Annotated in this window: 16 protein-coding genes; 12 read left to right on the top strand and 4 right to left on the bottom strand. The window is 71.0% G+C overall.

Annotation, left to right across the window (positions count from 1 at the left end; all coding sequences use genetic code 11):
- The first annotated feature begins 16 nt into the window (after nucleotides 1-16).
- Together gdhA and HNR25_RS17565 are read left to right on the top strand one after the other, a co-directional pair.
- Entirely contained in the window at nucleotides 17-1,381 is a 1,365-nt protein-coding gene (gdhA, locus tag HNR25_RS17560) for an NADP-specific glutamate dehydrogenase (RefSeq protein ID WP_184636866.1), read from the top strand.
- Between the two features lie 227 nt (nucleotides 1,382-1,608).
- Complete coding sequence (locus tag HNR25_RS17565; RefSeq protein WP_184636868.1) at nucleotides 1,609-2,163, top strand: DUF4158 domain-containing protein; 555 nt, start codon at nucleotides 1,609-1,611, stop codon at nucleotides 2,161-2,163.
- A 52-nt stretch (nucleotides 2,164-2,215) separates the two neighbouring features.
- Here the strand turns inward: HNR25_RS17565 and HNR25_RS17570 are convergent, their stop codons facing one another.
- Nucleotides 2,216-2,953: an SDR family NAD(P)-dependent oxidoreductase gene (locus HNR25_RS17570; protein WP_184636870.1), complete on the bottom strand. Its 738-nt coding sequence runs from the start codon at nucleotides 2,951-2,953 to the stop codon at nucleotides 2,216-2,218.
- 88 nt (nucleotides 2,954-3,041) lie between these two features.
- Between HNR25_RS17570 and HNR25_RS17575 the strand changes: the two genes are divergently transcribed.
- A complete protein-coding gene (locus HNR25_RS17575; protein WP_184636872.1) occupies nucleotides 3,042-3,662 on the top strand; it encodes a TetR/AcrR family transcriptional regulator in 621 nt (206 codons plus the stop codon).
- A 336-nt stretch (nucleotides 3,663-3,998) separates the two neighbouring features.
- Here HNR25_RS17575 and HNR25_RS17580 read toward each other — a convergent pair whose 3' ends face one another.
- Together HNR25_RS17580 and HNR25_RS17585 are read right to left on the bottom strand one after the other, a co-directional pair.
- Entirely contained in the window at nucleotides 3,999-4,862 is an 864-nt protein-coding gene (locus HNR25_RS17580) for an SAM-dependent methyltransferase (protein WP_184636874.1), read from the bottom strand.
- 116 nt (nucleotides 4,863-4,978) lie between these two features.
- The gene (locus tag HNR25_RS17585; RefSeq protein WP_184636876.1) at nucleotides 4,979-5,767 is read right to left on the bottom strand and encodes an NAD(P)-dependent oxidoreductase; all 789 of its coding nucleotides are present in this window, start codon (nucleotides 5,765-5,767) and stop codon (nucleotides 4,979-4,981) included.
- A 117-nt stretch (nucleotides 5,768-5,884) separates the two neighbouring features.
- Here HNR25_RS17585 and HNR25_RS26870 point away from each other — a divergent pair, with 117 nt between their 5' ends.
- From HNR25_RS26870 to HNR25_RS17620, 7 genes are all read left to right on the top strand, one after another.
- Entirely contained in the window at nucleotides 5,885-6,583 is a 699-nt protein-coding gene (locus tag HNR25_RS26870) for a GntR family transcriptional regulator (protein WP_184636878.1), read from the top strand.
- 194 nt (nucleotides 6,584-6,777) lie between these two features.
- A complete protein-coding gene (locus HNR25_RS17595) occupies nucleotides 6,778-7,746 on the top strand; it encodes a DUF6282 family protein (protein WP_184636880.1) in 969 nt (322 codons plus the stop codon).
- Nucleotides 7,743-8,459: a PIG-L deacetylase family protein gene (locus HNR25_RS17600; protein WP_184636882.1), complete on the top strand. Its 717-nt coding sequence runs from the start codon at nucleotides 7,743-7,745 to the stop codon at nucleotides 8,457-8,459. Before HNR25_RS17595 ends, HNR25_RS17600 begins: the two co-directional genes overlap by 4 nt.
- A complete protein-coding gene (locus HNR25_RS17605; protein WP_184636884.1) occupies nucleotides 8,456-9,106 on the top strand; it encodes a 4-carboxy-4-hydroxy-2-oxoadipate aldolase/oxaloacetate decarboxylase in 651 nt (216 codons plus the stop codon). The genes HNR25_RS17600 and HNR25_RS17605 overlap by 4 nt, the downstream gene beginning before the upstream one ends.
- Nucleotides 9,103-9,867, top strand: coding sequence for an ABC transporter ATP-binding protein (locus HNR25_RS17610; protein WP_184636886.1), 765 nt, complete (start codon nucleotides 9,103-9,105; stop codon nucleotides 9,865-9,867). Before HNR25_RS17605 ends, HNR25_RS17610 begins: the two co-directional genes overlap by 4 nt.
- A complete protein-coding gene (locus HNR25_RS17615) occupies nucleotides 9,864-10,751 on the top strand; it encodes an ABC transporter permease (protein WP_221457662.1) in 888 nt (295 codons plus the stop codon). The genes HNR25_RS17610 and HNR25_RS17615 overlap by 4 nt, the downstream gene beginning before the upstream one ends.
- A complete protein-coding gene (locus HNR25_RS17620; RefSeq protein WP_184636888.1) occupies nucleotides 10,748-11,782 on the top strand; it encodes an ABC transporter substrate-binding protein in 1,035 nt (344 codons plus the stop codon). The genes HNR25_RS17615 and HNR25_RS17620 overlap by 4 nt, the downstream gene beginning before the upstream one ends.
- Before the next feature lie 154 nt (nucleotides 11,783-11,936).
- Here the strand turns inward: HNR25_RS17620 and HNR25_RS17625 are convergent, their stop codons facing one another.
- Nucleotides 11,937-12,749: a FadR/GntR family transcriptional regulator gene (locus HNR25_RS17625; RefSeq protein ID WP_184636889.1), complete on the bottom strand. Its 813-nt coding sequence runs from the start codon at nucleotides 12,747-12,749 to the stop codon at nucleotides 11,937-11,939.
- A gap of 388 nt (nucleotides 12,750-13,137) precedes the next feature.
- On the opposite strand from HNR25_RS17625, the gene HNR25_RS17630 reads away from it, so the two are divergent.
- Both HNR25_RS17630 and nhaC read left to right on the top strand, forming a co-directional pair.
- Complete coding sequence (locus tag HNR25_RS17630; protein ID WP_221457670.1) at nucleotides 13,138-14,277, top strand: trans-sulfuration enzyme family protein; 1,140 nt, start codon at nucleotides 13,138-13,140, stop codon at nucleotides 14,275-14,277.
- A 35-nt stretch (nucleotides 14,278-14,312) separates the two neighbouring features.
- The gene (gene nhaC, locus HNR25_RS17635) at nucleotides 14,313-15,773 is read left to right on the top strand and encodes a Na+/H+ antiporter NhaC (RefSeq protein ID WP_184636893.1); all 1,461 of its coding nucleotides are present in this window, start codon (nucleotides 14,313-14,315) and stop codon (nucleotides 15,771-15,773) included.
- Nucleotides 15,774-15,818: the final 45 nt, after the last annotated feature.

Here is a 15,818-nt window from a genome sequence, read left to right on the forward strand (position 1 = left end):
AGGCAGGGAGACGCAGATGACCACGGGATCGTCGGACGGTGACAGCTTGCGGCTGACCGCGAAGGTTTTCTCCGACATAGAGCGGCGCGACTACGACCAGGCCGAGTTCCGCCAGGCCGTACACGAAGTACTCGAGTCGCTGGAACCGGCACTGGAACGGCACAGCGAGTATCTGGACAGCCAGGTCCTGGAGCGGATGTGCGAGCCCGAGCGACAGATCATCTTCCGCGTGCCCTGGACCGATGACAGCGGCGTCATCCGGGTCAACCGCGGATTCCGGGTGGAGTTCAACTCCGCCCTGGGCCCCTACAAGGGCGGGCTGCGGTTCCATCCTTCGGTGGACCTGGGCATCGTCAAGTTCCTCGGATTCGAGCAGACCCTCAAGAACGCGCTGACCGGGCTGCCCATCGGCGGCGGCAAGGGCGGCTCCGACTTCGACCCCAAGGGCCGCTCCGACGCCGAAGTGATGCGCTTCTGCCAGTCGTTCATGACCGAGCTGCACCGCCACATCGGCGAGTACACCGACGTGCCCGCCGGCGACATCGGGGTCGGCCAGCGCGAGGTGGGCTACCTGTTCGGCCAGTACAAGCGGATCACCAACCGCTACGAGTCCGGCGTGCTCACCGGCAAGGGCCTGAACTGGGGCGGCTCTCAGGTGCGCACCGAAGCCACCGGCTACGGCACCGTCTACTTCGTCGACGAGATGCTGCGGGCGCGCGGCGACGGGTTCGAGGGCCGCCGCGTGGTGGTCTCCGGTTCCGGCAACGTGGCGATCTACGCCGCGCAGAAGGCCGCCGAGCTGGGCGGAACCGTCGTGTCCATGTCCGACTCCGGCGGCTACATCGTCGACGACTCCGGCATCGACCTCGACGCCGTCCGCGAGATCAAGGGAGCGCGCTCGGGCCGCATACAGGAGTACGCCGACCGCATCGGGGGCGCCAAGCACGTCGAGGGCGGCTCGATCTGGGACGTGCCCTGCGACGTCGCGCTTCCGTGCGCCACGCAGAACGAGCTGGACGGCCGCTCGGCCGAGACCCTGGTGGGCAACGGTGTCGCCGCGGTGGGCGAGGGCGCGAACATGCCGACCACGCCCGCGGCGCTCAAGGTGTTCGGCGACGCCGGCATCGCGTTCGGCCCGGGCAAGGCGGCCAACGCCGGCGGCGTGGCCACCTCGGGCCTGGAGATGCAGCAGAACGCCTCGCGCGACTCCTGGCACTTCGACTATACCGACCGCCGGCTGGCCGAGATCATGGCCGACATCCACACCATGTGCCGTGAGACCGCCGAGAGTTACGGCGCGCCGGGCAACTACGTGCTGGGCGCCAACATCGCGGGATTCATCAAGGTCGCCGACACCATGCGCGACCTCGGCGTCATCTGAAGCCCGCTTCGCCACCGTCGGCACCGGAAGCGTTCCGGCCCCGGGCTCGCCGCCGAGCGCCGGGGCTTGAGCAGCAACCGAACGGTCAGTGGCGTTAGCGGGTCGCGCCAGGCGGATGTACCGCCACCCAGCGTTCCGATGCGGGTGGCGCCGACACACCCCAGGGGTTGGTAACGGTTCGGTCGCTCTGGGTTGGTTACTGGTCGGTCGGCCCTACTTTGCGGCCTATGCCAGTGGAGTTCCTGACCGATGACGAGGCGACCGCTTACGGGCGGTACGCGGGGCCGCCGTCGCGGGCGGATCCGGAGCGGGTGTTCTTCCTCGATGACGAGGACCGGGCGCAGGTCGCGCAGCGGCGCGGCCAGCACATGAAGCTCGGGTTCGCGCTCCAGCTGGTGACGGTTCGGTGGCTGGGGACGTTTCTGGAGGACCCGCTGGACGTGCCGGGCACGGTGCTGGAGTTCGACGCCCTCGGCGCTGCGCCGCCATCCGGACGGCCGCCGGCTGGCGACACTGCTGGCCGCGGTCCGCCACCTGGAGTCCAAGCCCTCGCCCTGGCCGAAGACCGGCGCCGCGACATCGTCCGCAAGACCAGCAACGGCCTGGGCGCCGCCCGCCGCTGCGGCCGCAGCGGCGGGCGGCGCCCCGTGGTCGATGACGACAAGCGTGCCGTGATCCTGGCCCGCCGCCGGCGCGGAGACTCCATCCGCACCATTGCCGCCGGGGTCAAGGTCTCGGTCGGCGTCGTCCACAAGACCCTCGCAGCCGCCAAGGAGTCCTAGGCCGCTCCGCGGACACCTGGGTCCGAACGGCCAGTGGCGGTAAGCCGCGGATCTATCTTTCACCACCGTCGGCGGTGAGTTCGGTGCCGGTGACGAAGCTCGATTCGTTGCTGGCCAGGAACAGGACGGCGGCGGCGATCTCCTCGGGGTGGGCGACGCGTCCCAGGGTGGTGGCGTCGGCCGTCTGCTGGAGCATCGCGTCTTGGCCGTCGGGGTTGAGTCCTCGCAGTCCCGGGGTGTCGGTGGTGCCGGGGACGATGGTGTTGATGCGGATGCCCCGGGGGGATAGCTCGGCGGCCCAGACGCGGACGAACTGGCCCAGTGCTGCCTTTGAGGCTGAGTAGGCCCCGAAGTTCGGGACGCCGCGGTGGGCCGAGGACGAGCCGGTGACGACGATGCTCGCCGAGTCGTTGAGCAGGGGCAGGGCTTTCTGGACGGTGAAGACGGTGCCGCGGACATTGGTCGCGAAGATGCGGTCGAACCCGTCGGGTGTCAGTTCGTCGAGGGCGGCGAACTCGCCTCCTCCCGCGTTAGCGAACACCACGTCGAGTCCCTGCCCGTCCAGCTTGATGCGCTCGAAGAGCTGTTCCAGGTCGGCGTTCTCGGAGACGTCGGTGCGGACCGGGACAGCGCTGGGTCCGAGGTCGCGAGCCGCGCTGTCCAGCTCGGCCTCCCGTCGTCCCGTCAGGTAGACCCGTGCGCCCTCGGCGACGAACCGCCGGGCCGTCGCCAGGCCGATGCCGCTGCTTGCTCCGGTGACCAGGGCCGTCTTGCCCTTCAGTTGATCCACGGGTACCGCCTCTCCTCAGAGTTATAGACCGATCGGATCATAACTTGTTGTGGACCGTTGCGTCTAGAACCTGGGTAGGATGAGAGGCATGGCACGTCCCAGAACGTTCGACGAGACGGCGGTGGTCGCGGCGGCCCGTGACCGGTTCTGGTCCTCGGGCTACGCCGGCACCGGCATGAGCGACCTGATGGACGCGACCGGGCTGAGCAAGGCGAGCCTGTACACCATCTTCGGCAACAAGCACGCGCTCTACATGCGGGCGTTCGCCGACTACTGCAGCGGAACCCTCGACGCGATCGAGGCCGAGCTCGACGTGCCCGACGATGAGGCCGCGGGCAGGTTGTGCCGCCTCATCGAGCGTCTCGCCGACAGCCCCAGCGGTTCAGGCGGGGAACAACCGCCGCCCACGGCCTGCTTCCTGGCCAAGGCGCCCGCCGAGCTCGCTGCCCAGGATCCCGAGGTCGCGCACGCCGCGCGGCAGACCTACGGCAGGTTCGAAGAGATCCTGGTGCGCGGCGTCGCGGCCGCTCAGCGGGCCGGCGCGGTGCCGGATTCCCACGACGCCCGCTCCATGGCGCGCCACGTCCTGGTTGCCCTGCGCGGGATCGAGGCCCTCACCTCGGCCGGCGTCGAGCACACCGTGGTCGCCGATGCTGCCGCCAGCCTCATCGAGACCGTGTTCCGAGACGCCGCACCACGAAATCGTTGAGCCTCGACAGCGGACCACGTCCGCCCGGTCGATCGACTGACGCTGGTGGTTCACTTCCCCGGCTCGACGAGCGCACGCTCGCCGTCCTCGGCCCGCGCGTCACTCCCGAGGTCGTGGCCCGGCTGTGCACAAGAAGCGAGGGCCACGACGTCCGGGCGCGCCGAAGGAGCCGTCGGCGGCGATGACCCGCTAACGCCACTGGCCGTTCGGTTGCCGCTCAAGCCCCGCGCCCCGGGTCGACGTGCGGGCGGCGCGGATCCGGAGGTCGGCGATCGGCCCTGACGGGCGGCCCGACCCGGATTCCGGCGGTGCCGTAGCGGTCGGCGGCGGGTGTGCTCAGATCCGGCCGACCCCTCCGAACAGGTAGACCTCGTTCGGGGCGCCGGCGCCGGAGTGTTCCGGGCGCCAGAGGGAGCAGGAGACCACGCCCGGCTCCAGCAGTGCGGTGCCGTCGAAGAAGCGCTCGATCTGCTCGCGGCTGCGTGCGGTGATCGGCGTGCCGCCGCGTTCGTTCATCTCGCGCATGACGTCCAGCATCGGCTCGCCGTGGACCTCGGCCGTAGAGTGGGTCAGGGCGAGGTAGCTGCCCGCGGGCAGGGCGCGCACGAGCCGGGCGACGGCCCCGTAGGCCGCGGCGTCGTCCATGATGTGGTTGACCACGCCCAGCAGGATCAGCCCGACGGGCGCCGCGAAATCCAGGGTTTCGGCGCTTCTGTCCAGGACGGTGCGGGTGTCGCGCAGGTCGGCGCGGAAGTAGTCGGTCGCGCCTTCGGGCGTGCTGGTCAGCAGCGCCTGGGCTTGCACCTCCACCAGGGGGTCGTTGTCGACGTAGGCGACCCGGCTCTCGGGTGCCAGCCGCTGGGCCACCTCGTGGGTGTTGTCCGCGGTGGGCAGACCGGTGCCCACGTCCAGGAACTGGCGGATGCCCGCATCGACCACGAGGTGGTGCACCACGCGCTTCAGGAACGCCCGCTCGGCGCGCGCCCCTTCGGCGATGTCGGGAAGCCGCTTCAGCACCTCGTCCCCGGCGACGCGGTCGGCGGCGTAGTTGTCGTCGCCGCCCAGCCAGTAGTTCCACACGCGCGCCGAATGCGGCACCGACAGGTCCACGGGCGGGCGCGGGGCCTCGCCGGACGCGCCGGAACCGCCGGGGGCGCCGGGGGCGCCGGGTGTTCCGGGGCCGGGGTCGTGTTCGCTCATTCGTGCCTCCCTCAGCGGTGTTCGTGTGCGTATCGTAATCGTGTACGCACGGGATATGCCCGCATGGGCGCCACGAACGCGGGGGCGCCGCCCTTCGGCACAGGCGGCCGTCGGGGTCAGGCGCGATCCCGCAGGTTCTGCAGGAGGTCGCGGCCGGCGGTGCTGACCAGTGGGGCCACGCCCAGGTCGGTGAGCATGTCGGTGGCGGCCTGCATCTCGTCGGCGCGGCGGGCGGCGTGCACGCGGCTCCCCTCGACCAGGCGCTGCACGGTGCCGGCGTCGGCGCGGTTCAGCTCGTCGGCGATGTTGTCGCGCAGCCAGTCCTCGCAGCCGGCCGCGCGTCCGGCCTCCAGGGCTTCGACCACGGCCGCCGCCAGGCCTTTGAAGAAGACGCTGCGCAGCAGCTTGCGTTCGGCGGCCGACCCGGACGGCGCGTCCATCGCCTCGACGCCGGCGCCCAGCGCGCCCATCAGCTCGGCGTAGCTGGCGGCGCCCGGACCGGAGGCGAGCATCGGGGTGTGCAGGCCGCGCCCCGGTACCGGGCTCATCAGGGAGACGTCGGCGAAGGTGATCCCGGCCGCGGCGGCGGTCTCGCCCAGGTGGCGCTTGAGCTGGGGCGACGCGGTGTTCAGGTCGGCCCACACGGTGCCGGGGCCGGTTCCGGCCAGGCCGGCCTCCAGCGCCTCCGGGGCGGCCTTGGAGCTGTTGACGCTGAGTACGAGGTCGCAGCCGGATGCGGCCGCGGCTTCGCCGGGAAGGTCGGCGACGCCGTCCGGAGCGCTGCGGGCCGGGTCGTAGCCCTGCACCCGCGCTCCCGCGTCGCGCAGGTCGGCGGCGATCAGCCCGCCCGCCTCTCCCAGGCCCAGCACGGCGATCCGGACACTCGGCACTTGCTCACCGCTCACGTTCAGCTCCCCATCGTCGTGGATCGGACGGGTCTACACTAATGTGACGACGAAATTGGCGACAATATTGCCGCCGGGCTCCCGGGGGTCGGCGGAGCACAGGGGAAGCGAGGGAACGTGGCTACCAACCGCGGAGATTCGGGCTCGCGGAGTACGGCGAAGACGCAGGGGGGTTCGGGGGGCTCCGTCGCCGCGGCGATCCGCGAGGCCATCACCGACGGCGAGTTCGCCCCCGAGCAGCGGCTGGTCGAGGCCGACCTGTCCGCTCGGTTCGCGACCAGTCGCAGCGCGGTGCGCGCGGCGCTGCTGCAGCTCACCGAGGAAGGGCTCGTCGAGCGCGAGCAGAACCGCGGTGCGCGGGTGCGCGCGGTCTCGCTGGAAGAGGCAGTGGAGATCAGCGAGGTGCGCATGATGCTGGAAGGGCTGTGCGCCGCCAAGGCCGCCGAGCGGATCGACGACGAGCAGGCCGCCGAGCTGCGCGAGATCGGCGGGCGGATGGAGCGCCTGGTCGGCGAGGGCGACGTGCTGGGCTACTCCGAAGCCAACCAGTTGCTGCACCGCCGGATCCGCGAGCTCAGCGGGCAGCAGGCCGCGGGAGCCGTGTTGGAGCGGCTGCGCGCCCAGAACGTGCGCCACCAGTTCCGGCTGTCCCTGCAGCCCGGCCGGCCCACCACCTCGCTGCCCGAGCATCTGGCGATCATCGCGGCCATCAGCGGCCACGATTCCGAGGGCGCCGAGCGCGCCATGCGCGCCCACCTGAGTAGCGTCATCGACGCGCTCAAAGAGGCCACGTCGGTGAGCAACCTGCGGGTGTAGGCCCGCGGCCCGGTCCGTCGGCGCGGTCGGCGCGCCCCGCTGCAGGGGGTGCGCCGGCCGCGCATTCGTGTATCGGGCGGCGGTCGGCGGCGGCGCCGCGACCAGGGGAGATCCACGTCTCGTGAGCCTTGACACATGTCATCAAAATTGTTAACAATTTCTTCAGGCATTATGTCGACACGATTTGAGGCGGTATGACGGAGCATCCGACGCCCTCTCCTCGGGCGCGGGAACTGGTCGAGGGGGCCTACGACACCCACATCCACGTCGCACCCGACGTGATGCGGCGGCGGATCGACGACCTCTCCCTGGCGCCCCGCTTCGCCGCGGCCGGCCTCGCCGGATTCGTGCTGAAGTCGCACTACGCCCCCACGGCCGAGCGGGCCGCAGTGGTCAACGCGGCCGTGCCCGAATGCCGCGCCGTCGGCGCCATCACGCTCAACGGCTCGGTCGGCGGGCTCAACCCCATCGCCGTCGACATCGCCGGCCGCGGCGGTGCCCAGGTCGTGTGGCTGCCCACCGTCGACAGCTCCAACCAGCGCGCCTGCACCGCGGCCATGCCCGAAGGCGCCACGCCACCGATGTGGGCGCAGCTGCAGGACGAACTGCGTGCCGACGGCATGGCCGCCGACCCCGTCGAGGCCCTCGACGAGCACGGCGAGGTCCGCGCCGTCACCCGCCAAGTGCTGCGGGTCGTCGCCAAACACGACATGACCCTGGCGACCGGCCACCTCAGCACCGCCGAGATCGACGTCGTCGCCCGCGCCGCCCTCGACGAAGGCGTGCGGCGCGTCGTGGTCACCCACCCCGAGTTCACCTCCCAGCAGGTGGCCGCCGAACGCCAACGGCGGCTCGCGGAACAGGGCGTCCTGCTGGAGCGCTGCTTCACCACCCCCTACACCGGCAAGGTCGAGTGGCGCACCTGGGTGGACAACATCCGGGCCGCGGGCCCGGAGAACTCCGTGCTCTCCAGCGACCTCGGCCAACCCTTCAATCCCCCCGTCGAGGACGGTCTGGCGATCCTGGCCGACCGCCTGCTCGCCGAGGGCTTCACCGAATCCGAGATCCGCACCATGGCGGTGGCCAACTCCCGCTGGCTGGCCGGTGCCGAAACCGAGCGGGCCGGTGCCGCCACCGCCGCCGCCCAGGAGGGAATCCGATGAGCAACCGCCGCATGATGGTCGTCGGCGCCCACAGTGCCGACTTCGTCTGGCGCGCCGCCGGCGCGGTCGCCTGCCACACCGCCGCGGGAGGCGAGGCCGTCGTGGTCGCGCTGTCCTACGGCGAACGCGGGGAATCCGGGAAGCTGTGGGAAGAGCCCGGCCAGACCGAGGACAACGTCAAGCGCATCCGCCATGCCGAGGCGGAGAAGGCCGCAGGTGCGGTCGGCGCCCGGTTCGAAGCCCTCGACCTGGGCGACTACCCGCTGGAACCGGGCAAGGAGGCGATCGACCGCCTCGCCGAGATGATGCGCGGCTTCGCGCCGAACGTGGTGCTCACCCACCCCGAGAAGGACCCGTTCAACCCCGACCACCCCGCCGCCCACGCCGCGGTGGCCAAAGCCCGGCTGCTCACCTCGGGCGCCGGGGTGGCCAGCGGGTTCCGCACCGCGCCCCCGTCGGAGTTCCTCGTCTTCGAGCCGCACCAGCCCGAATTGTGCGGGTTCGTCCCCACGGTCTACGTCGACATCAGCGCCGTCTTCGAGCAGAAGGTCGAAGCGATGTCGGCCATGCAGGCCCAGCAGTACCTGCAGGACTACTACCGCCAGCGCGCCGACCAGCGCGGCAACCACGCCCGCAAGGTCACCGGCGACTCCGGCATCCGCCAGGCCGAGGCCTTCCACCGGCTGCTGCCCAACGTGGTGGGTGCGCTGTGAGCGGGCCGGCCGACGAGCCCGTGCGGGAGCTGACCGAGGCGGGCGTGGCCACCGTCTACGAGGCGGCCGGGCGCGCGGGCCTGATCGACCTCGACCTGGAGCCCCTGCTGCCCGGAACACGCGTGGGCGGGCCCGCCCGCATCGCGCTGTGCGGCCAGGACGACAACCGCGCCGTGCACGAGGCCGTGGCCTACCTCCGGCCCGGCGAGATCCTGGTACTGACCATGCCCCACCCCCGCCCGGTGGCCCTGTTCGGCGACCTTCTCGCCACCCAGGCCAAACGACGGGGCGCGGCCGGCGTGCTGGTCGACGCCTCGGTGCGCGACGCCGCCGACCTGCGGGAGATGGGCCTGCCGGTGTGGGCGCGCTGGCGGCGGGTCCGCGGCGCCACCAAGGACGTCCGCGGCACCGTCGACACACCCGTGGAGCTCGGCGGCACCACCGTGGCGCCGGGCGACGTGGTGCTGCTCGACGACGACGGCGCCGCAGCCGTGCCGGCCGACCGTGTCGCGGCCACCGCCGAGGCGGTCCGCGCGCGCATCGCCAAGGAGGACGGCCTGCGGGAGCGCTGGCGCTCGGGCGAACTCAGTTACGACGCCTACGGCCTGCGGGCCGAGGACGAGACGGCGGGCAGGGTGCGAACATGAGCACGCTACTGGACGTACAGGGGCTGACGAAGCAGTTCGTCAAGGACGACACCGGCATCGTCGCCCTCCGCGACTTCGATCTTCAGGTGGACCAGGGCAGCTTCGTCACCGTTCTGGGGCGCAGCGGATGCGGCAAATCCACCGCCCTCAACCTGCTGTCCGGGCTGATCCGGCCCACGTCGGGAACCGTGGCCTACCGCGGCGATCCCGTCACCGGCCCCCGCACCGAAATCAGCTACCTCACCCAGAGCGACACGCTGATGCCCTGGCGGGACGTGCGCCGCAACGTCGAGATGCCGATGGAGATCGGCGGCGTCGGCGTCCAAGAGCGGCGCGGACGCGCCGTGGAACTGATCGAGCGCGTGGGACTGACCGGATTCGAGCGCCACTACCCCCGCGAGCTGTCCGGCGGCATGCGGCGCCGGGTCAGCCTCGCCCGGATGCTGGCCGGCGACCCCGAGACGCTCCTGATGGACGAGCCGTTCGGGGCCTTGGACGCCCAGCTGCGCATGGACCTGCAGGCCGAGCTGCTGCGGCTGTGGCACGACGGCGGCCAGACCGTGGTGTTCGTGACCCACGACATCGAGGAGGCCCTGCTGCTCGGCGACCGCATCGTGGTGCTGGGCCTGCGCGGGCGCTGCATCCTCGACCGCGAACTCGACCTGCCCCGCCCGCGCGACCCCGACGACCTGCGTGTGGATCCGGACTTCGTCGCGCTGCACCGGGAGATGACCGAAGCCCTGCGCGAGGGGGCGAGATGAGCGCCATGACCGAATCCCACAAGACCGACCCGCCGGAAACCGGATCAGCGGCGACCGGCGCCGACTCCGACACCCGGCCCGGAACCGTGGCCCTCCAGCGCACCTGGTGGGAGCGCAACGGCCGCACCACGTCCGTCTGGGCCGCCCGGCTGCTGCTGATCACCGGCATCGTCGCGGTCTGGCAACTGGCCGCCGGCACCGTGTTCGATCCCAGCTTCACCAGCCGGCCCAGCGACATCTGGGGCCGCCTGGTCGACTGGAACGCCGACGGCACCCTGTGGATGCACTCCTGGATCACCCTGCAGGAGATCGTCTACGGCTACGCGCTCGGCTCGGCCGGGGGCGCGGTGCTCGGCTTCGCGCTGGCCACCCTGCCGACCGTCTACCGGGTGCTGGACCCCTTCGTCATGGCGCTGTACTCCATCCCGAAGGTGGCGCTGGCACCGCTGTTCATCGTCTGGTTCGGCATCGAGATGGACATGAAGATCCTGCTGGCCGCGGTCACCGTGTTCTTCCTCGTCTTCTTGAACACCGCCGCCGGCGTGCGCGAAGTCGACCGCGGCCTCATCGACGCGGTGCGGCTGATGGGCGGCGGGCGCCGCGACATCGCCCTCAAGGTGATGCTGCCCGCGTCCATGACCGGGATGCTCACCGGACTCAAGGTGGCGATCCCCTACGCGCTGATCGGGGCCGTGATCGGCGAGCTCGTGGCCTCCAACCGGGGGCTGGGCTACCTGATCAGCAACTCCGCGGCCACGTTCGACACCGCCGGCGTGTTCGCCACGCTCGTGGTGCTCAGCGTGATCGCGGCGATCCTCAACTTCCTCGTCGGACTCGTCGACCACCGCGTGAGCCGGTGGAAACCAGCGGAGGCCCAAGCATGACAACCACGACCACGGAGCGCCGCGTGCGCGCGACGGCTGCGGCCGCCCTGTCGGCCCTGCTACTGGCCACCGGGTGCGCCGGCGGCGGCGCCTCCGACACCCCCGACGGGACGCTCAACGTCGGCCAGATCAGCGACTCGGTCGCCTTCTTCCCGCTGTATGTCGCCGAAGAGCGCGGCTACTTCGCGGACGAGGGCGTCGAACTCGGCGAGCGCCCGCGCATGGGAACCGGGGCCAAGCTGGCTGCCGCTCTGCAGTCCGGCAGCATCGATCTGGGCGCCGGCGTCCTGACCGACGCTCTGAACCTGTACGGCAACGACGACTCCGCCGAGCTGGCGGCCAGTCTGATCGAGAAGTACTACGTCGACATCGTCGTCGGCGCGGATTTCGACGGGCCGGGCGCGGACGCGCCGCTGGAGGAGCGGATCGCGGCGCTGGAGGGCAAGAAGATCGGCATCACCGGTCCCGGAAGCGGGACCGAGGCGCTGGTCGGCTACACCTTCCAGCAGAACGGGATGGACCCCGCCACCGACGCCGAACTGGTGAACCTGGGCGCGGACCCGCCCGCGGCCCTGGGGGCGCTGGAATCCGGGCAGGTCGACGCGCTGTCGTTCTTCCAGCCGGTTCCCCAGCAGGCCGAGGCCACCGGGGTGGGCACCACCTACATCTCGCCGTCGCGCGGCGACATCCCCGGCTTCGAGGACACCGCCCACGGGGTCGTTTTCACCACCGCCGACGTGCGCGAGGACAAGCCGGACGAGGTCGCCGCCTTCCAGCGGGCCATCGAACGGGCCAACACCGACATCCGCGAGGGCACCGAGGTCGAGGAGCTGCTCGCCAGCTACATGGAGGGCATCGACGTCCAGGCCCGCGCGGACCTGCTGCCGATCATGCAGGAGGAGACGGCCGCCGACGTCGGCTTCTCCGAGGACTCCGTCGAGACCGCCCTGGAGTTCCACTCCCAGACCGGTCTGGTCGAGGATCCGCCCGGCTACACCGACATCGTCCCGGAGGACCTGCGGACGCAGTAGTGGCCGCTTCCGCAGCGGCCTCCCGCGGGGCCGGACCGCAGCCCCGGATCCGCGCCCGCCCGCGACGATCCCCTCGTCGCGGGCGGGCGTATTCATGCCGCGGCGCGGTACCGGTCCGGAACCTGCGGGTCCGGGCGCCGCCGGGACGGGAGTCCTACGCCTGTGCGGTGTCCGGCGGGTCGGCCCGGTCCGGTTCGGGACGCGTCTGGATCTCGTGCAGGGTGACTTCGAGGTGGTGCTCCATCGCCGCCACGGCGCGGGCGGGATCGCCGGTCAGCACGGCTTCCAGGACGACGTCGTGCTCGTCGGCCGAGGCGGCCGGGTCCTCGGCGGTGGCCAGGAACCTGCGGTGGCTCTGCTCGCGGCTCTGGGCCAGTGACTGCTCCAGCGCGTCGAGCATCTGAGTGAGGCTGCCGTTGCCGGAGGCGGCGGCCAGCGCCTGATGGAACTGGACGTCGGTGCGCAGCCGGGTGGGCACGTCGAGCGGGTCCGCACGCATATCGGCGACGGCGCGGCGGGCGCGGGCGATGTGCTCGCGGGTGTGCTCCTCCTCCGGTCCGGCGATGCGCTGTGCGGCCAGCCGGGCGCCGTGCACCTCCAACGCTTTGCGGATCTCGGTGAACTCCATCAGGGCGCGCCGGTCGCGCAGCACCGACAGGGCGATGAAGTTCTCCACCGGCAGGGCGTTGGGCGAGGCGATGACCGCCGGTTTGCCCTGGCGGCGGTGCACCAGCCCCTTGGCCTCCAGGGTCTTCATCGCTTCGCGGAGCACGACCCGGCTGACACCGAAGCGTTCGGCGAGCTCCTTCTCCGCGGGCAGCCGGCCCCCCGGGGTGGCGTCGGGCCCTACGCACAGTTCCTCGATGAAGTCGACGACCTGGGCCGTCAGCGAGTGCGGACGCGCCCGCTGCGGTCCGTTCCGCCCCGCGGGCTCCTGATCGGACGGCTCCACCGGAGCTGCTCCCATCTGTTCGCCTCGCCCTTCGCTGGAGGATGTGCCGACGCCTTCAGCCTACAGAGCCGCGCCGCGGGTTCCCGGTCCCGCGGAACGTGCGCGGCCGCGGCGGGACGCGGATGCGGGTGGCCCGTGTCACGGTTCGCGTTCCGGCGGCGACGCGGAGGATTCGTCGCACGAATCCGTTGACTGCTTATCAGCTTGTATTACAGGATGATTCACGGCTCCGCGCCTTCTTCCCTGCGCACGGCCCGAACAGGCCGTTCCGGGGCGCGCGGGGTGAACGTGCGGCGGGCGGGGCCGTGCCGCCACAAGCGGCGGAAACCGCCGCCGCACATCCGCGGCCGCACCGGTTGGATTCGGGGGAGCAGGGTTGAACGGCACCGACAGGGAAATCTGCATGGGCCCGTGGGACGGGCCCGGGCACGAGACCGGCGCGGTCACCCCGCCGGTGTTTCAGACCAGCCTCTTCACCAAGCCCTCGTTCCGGACGTTCGTGCAGCAGCAGGCCGCCGAACACGACGAATACGTCTACAGCCGCGGCACCAATCCCACCGTCGCGTTCCTGGAGCAGCGCCTGGCCCTGCTCGAAGGCGGCGAAGCCGCCAAGTGCTTCGGTTCGGGCATGGGGGCCATCAGCGCCGTGCTGGCGGGCCTGCTCGGCAGCGGCGACCACGTGCTGTTCGTCAACAACGTGTACGGCCCCACGCTGGAACTCGCCGAGCGCCTGGGCGCCTTCGGCATCGAGCACACGGTCCTGACCGAGGACACCGGCCCCGACGCCGTCGAGGCCCACATCCGCCCGGACACGGCGCTCATCTACCTGGAGAGCCCCGGAACGATGCGGATGAAGGTCCTCGACCTCCCCGCGATCACCGCCGTCGCCCGGCGCCGCGGCGTGCGCACGGCCATCGACAACACCTGGGCGACCCCGCTGTTCCAGAAGCCGCTGGCCCTGGGAGCCGACCTCGCCATCCATTCGCTGACCAAGTACATCGGCGGACACAGCGACGTCGTCGGCGGAGCCGTGGTCGGCACGCGGCCGCTGATCCGCGAGATCTTCTACAACGGCCACCAGCTCTTCGGCTCGGTGATGTCGGCGACGGAGGCCTCGATGGTCCTGCGCGGGCTGCGGACCCTGCCCGTGCGGATGGAAGAGCACCGGCGCAACGCCGAGCGGGTGATCGACTACCTCGCCACGCGCCCCGAAGCGGCGGTGGTGCACCACCCCTACGCCGAGCACGGCCCCGACGCCGAGATCACCGCCCGGCAGTTCAGCGGGTTCTCCGGGCTGCTCAGCTTCGAGTTGGCCGAGGCCACCTTCGAACGGGTGGCCCGATTCATCGACGCGCTTTCGCTGTTCCGCACCGGTGTGAGCTGGGGCGGCTACGAAAGCCTCGTCACGTCGCCGCTGCGGCCCGACAACGAAGCCCAACTGCGCGCGAAGGGAGTACCGCCCGGGACGGTCCGCCTGTCCGTCGGGCTCGAAGGCGCCGACCGCCAGATCGCCGACCTCGAAGCGGCGTTCACCACGCTCTAGCGGCCGCCGAACCACCAGTACCGAGAGGATTCCCTATGACCGCCCCCCAGGAGGAAACCCGGCCCCTGCCCCAACCGGGTGTGGCACTGGCCCTGGTCCCCGTGGCCATCACCGTTGCGATCTTCGTCGGCGGTATCGGGGTGATGCAGTACCCGGCCGAGCTCATGCTGATCTTCGCGGGGGTGGTGTTCGCCGTCTTCGCCGTCTGGCACGGCAGAAGCACGGCGCAGATCCTCACCGACATGGGGGAGAAGATCAAACGGGCCCTGCCCGCGATCCTGATCCTGCTCAGCATCGGCATGCTCATCGGCACGTGGATGATCGCCGGAACCATCCCCCTGATGGTCTCCTACGGACTGGAGCTCATCGACCCCTCCTACCTCTACGCCCTGGCTTTCGTCGTCACCGCGATCGTGGCGACCTTCACAGGAACGTCGTGGGGCGCGGCGGGCACGATCGGCGTCGCGCTGATCGGCGTCGCCGCCACGATGGACGTGTCCCTGGCGATCACCGCGGGCGCCGTGGTCTCCGGCGCCTACTTCGGCGACAAGCTCTCCCCGCTGTCCGATACCACCAACATGAGCTCGCTGGCGGCCGGCGCCGACATCTACGAGCACATCCGGCACATGCTCTACACGGCCGTGCCGTCGTCGCTGCTGGCGATCGCCGTCTTCTGGTTCGCGGGATCCTCCATCGACGCCGGATCGGTCGACCTGGACGTCGTCGACAGCACCCTGGCCGAGTTGGACGGGCTGTTCGAGCTGAACCCGCTGCTGCTCCTGCCCCCGGCGGTGGTGCTGATCGGATCGATCATGCGCAAGCCGCCGCTGGTGGTGCTGTTCGTGTCCTCGATGTCGGCGCTGGTGCTGGCGGCGCTCGTGCAGGGCTTCAGCGTCGCCGACCTGTTCGCCGCGGCCGTGTCCGGATTCACCGCCGACATGCTGCCCGCCGCCGACGGCGTCTCCGACACCCTCGGCGAACTGCTGGAGCGGGGCGGGCTGTACTCGATGTACAGTTCGGCGTTCTTCGTCTTCTGCGCGTTCTTCTTCGCCGCGGCCCTGGAGAACTCCAACGTGCTGCGGGTCCTGCTCAGCCGGATGATCGAGAAGCTGCGCTCGACCGGCGGGCTGGTTTCGGCCACCCTGCTGTCCGGGTTCGCCATCATCAACGGCACGTCCAACGCGCTGGTCACGTTCTTCCTGGTCAACGATCTCTACGGAGAGGCCTACAAGAAGCGCGGCCTGCACCCCGTCAACCTCTCCCGCAGCATGGAGGACTCGGTCACCATCACCGAGGTCCTGATGCCCTGGACGGTCTCCGGCGTGTTCTTCGCGACCACGCTCGGGGTGGGCAACTTCGAATTCCTGCCGTGGGCCGTCTTCAACTGGGGCGGGTTCGTGTTCTCCGCGCTCCTGGCGTTCCTGGCGCCGCTGACCGGATCGTTCGGCGTCCGCCGCAGGGAGCCCGACCCCGACCCCGAGCCGGCGGGGCGCTGACCGCCGCCCGCATACGGCCGCGCCGCCATCGACGCCGAACGGGGG

This window comes from Streptomonospora salina (genome assembly GCF_014204715.1).
GTDB lineage: Bacteria > Actinomycetota > Actinomycetes > Streptosporangiales > Streptosporangiaceae > Streptomonospora > Streptomonospora salina.

Bases quoted from the DNA above. Each gene is read 5' to 3' on its own strand.
- gdhA (WP_184636866.1), top strand. From the start codon at position 17: ATGACCACGGGATCGTCGGACGGTGACAGCTTGCGGCTGACCGCGAAG.
- HNR25_RS17565 (WP_184636868.1), top strand. From the start codon at position 1,609: ATGCCAGTGGAGTTCCTGACCGATGACGAGGCGACCGCTTACGGGCGG.
- HNR25_RS17575 (WP_184636872.1), top strand. From the start codon at position 3,042: ATGGCACGTCCCAGAACGTTCGACGAGACGGCGGTGGTCGCGGCGGCC.
- HNR25_RS17580 (WP_184636874.1), bottom strand. From the start codon at position 4,862: ATGAGCGAACACGACCCCGGCCCCGGAACACCCGGCGCCCCCGGCGCC.
- HNR25_RS17595 (WP_184636880.1), top strand. From the start codon at position 6,778: ATGACGGAGCATCCGACGCCCTCTCCTCGGGCGCGGGAACTGGTCGAG.
- HNR25_RS17600 (WP_184636882.1), top strand. From the start codon at position 7,743: ATGAGCAACCGCCGCATGATGGTCGTCGGCGCCCACAGTGCCGACTTC.
- HNR25_RS17610 (WP_184636886.1), top strand. From the start codon at position 9,103: ATGAGCACGCTACTGGACGTACAGGGGCTGACGAAGCAGTTCGTCAAG.
- HNR25_RS17615 (WP_221457662.1), top strand. From the start codon at position 9,864: ATGAGCGCCATGACCGAATCCCACAAGACCGACCCGCCGGAAACCGGA.
- HNR25_RS17620 (WP_184636888.1), top strand. From the start codon at position 10,748: ATGACAACCACGACCACGGAGCGCCGCGTGCGCGCGACGGCTGCGGCC.
- HNR25_RS17625 (WP_184636889.1), bottom strand. From the start codon at position 12,749: ATGGGAGCAGCTCCGGTGGAGCCGTCCGATCAGGAGCCCGCGGGGCGG.
- HNR25_RS17630 (WP_221457670.1), top strand. From the start codon at position 13,138: ATGGGCCCGTGGGACGGGCCCGGGCACGAGACCGGCGCGGTCACCCCG.
- nhaC (WP_184636893.1), top strand. From the start codon at position 14,313: ATGACCGCCCCCCAGGAGGAAACCCGGCCCCTGCCCCAACCGGGTGTG.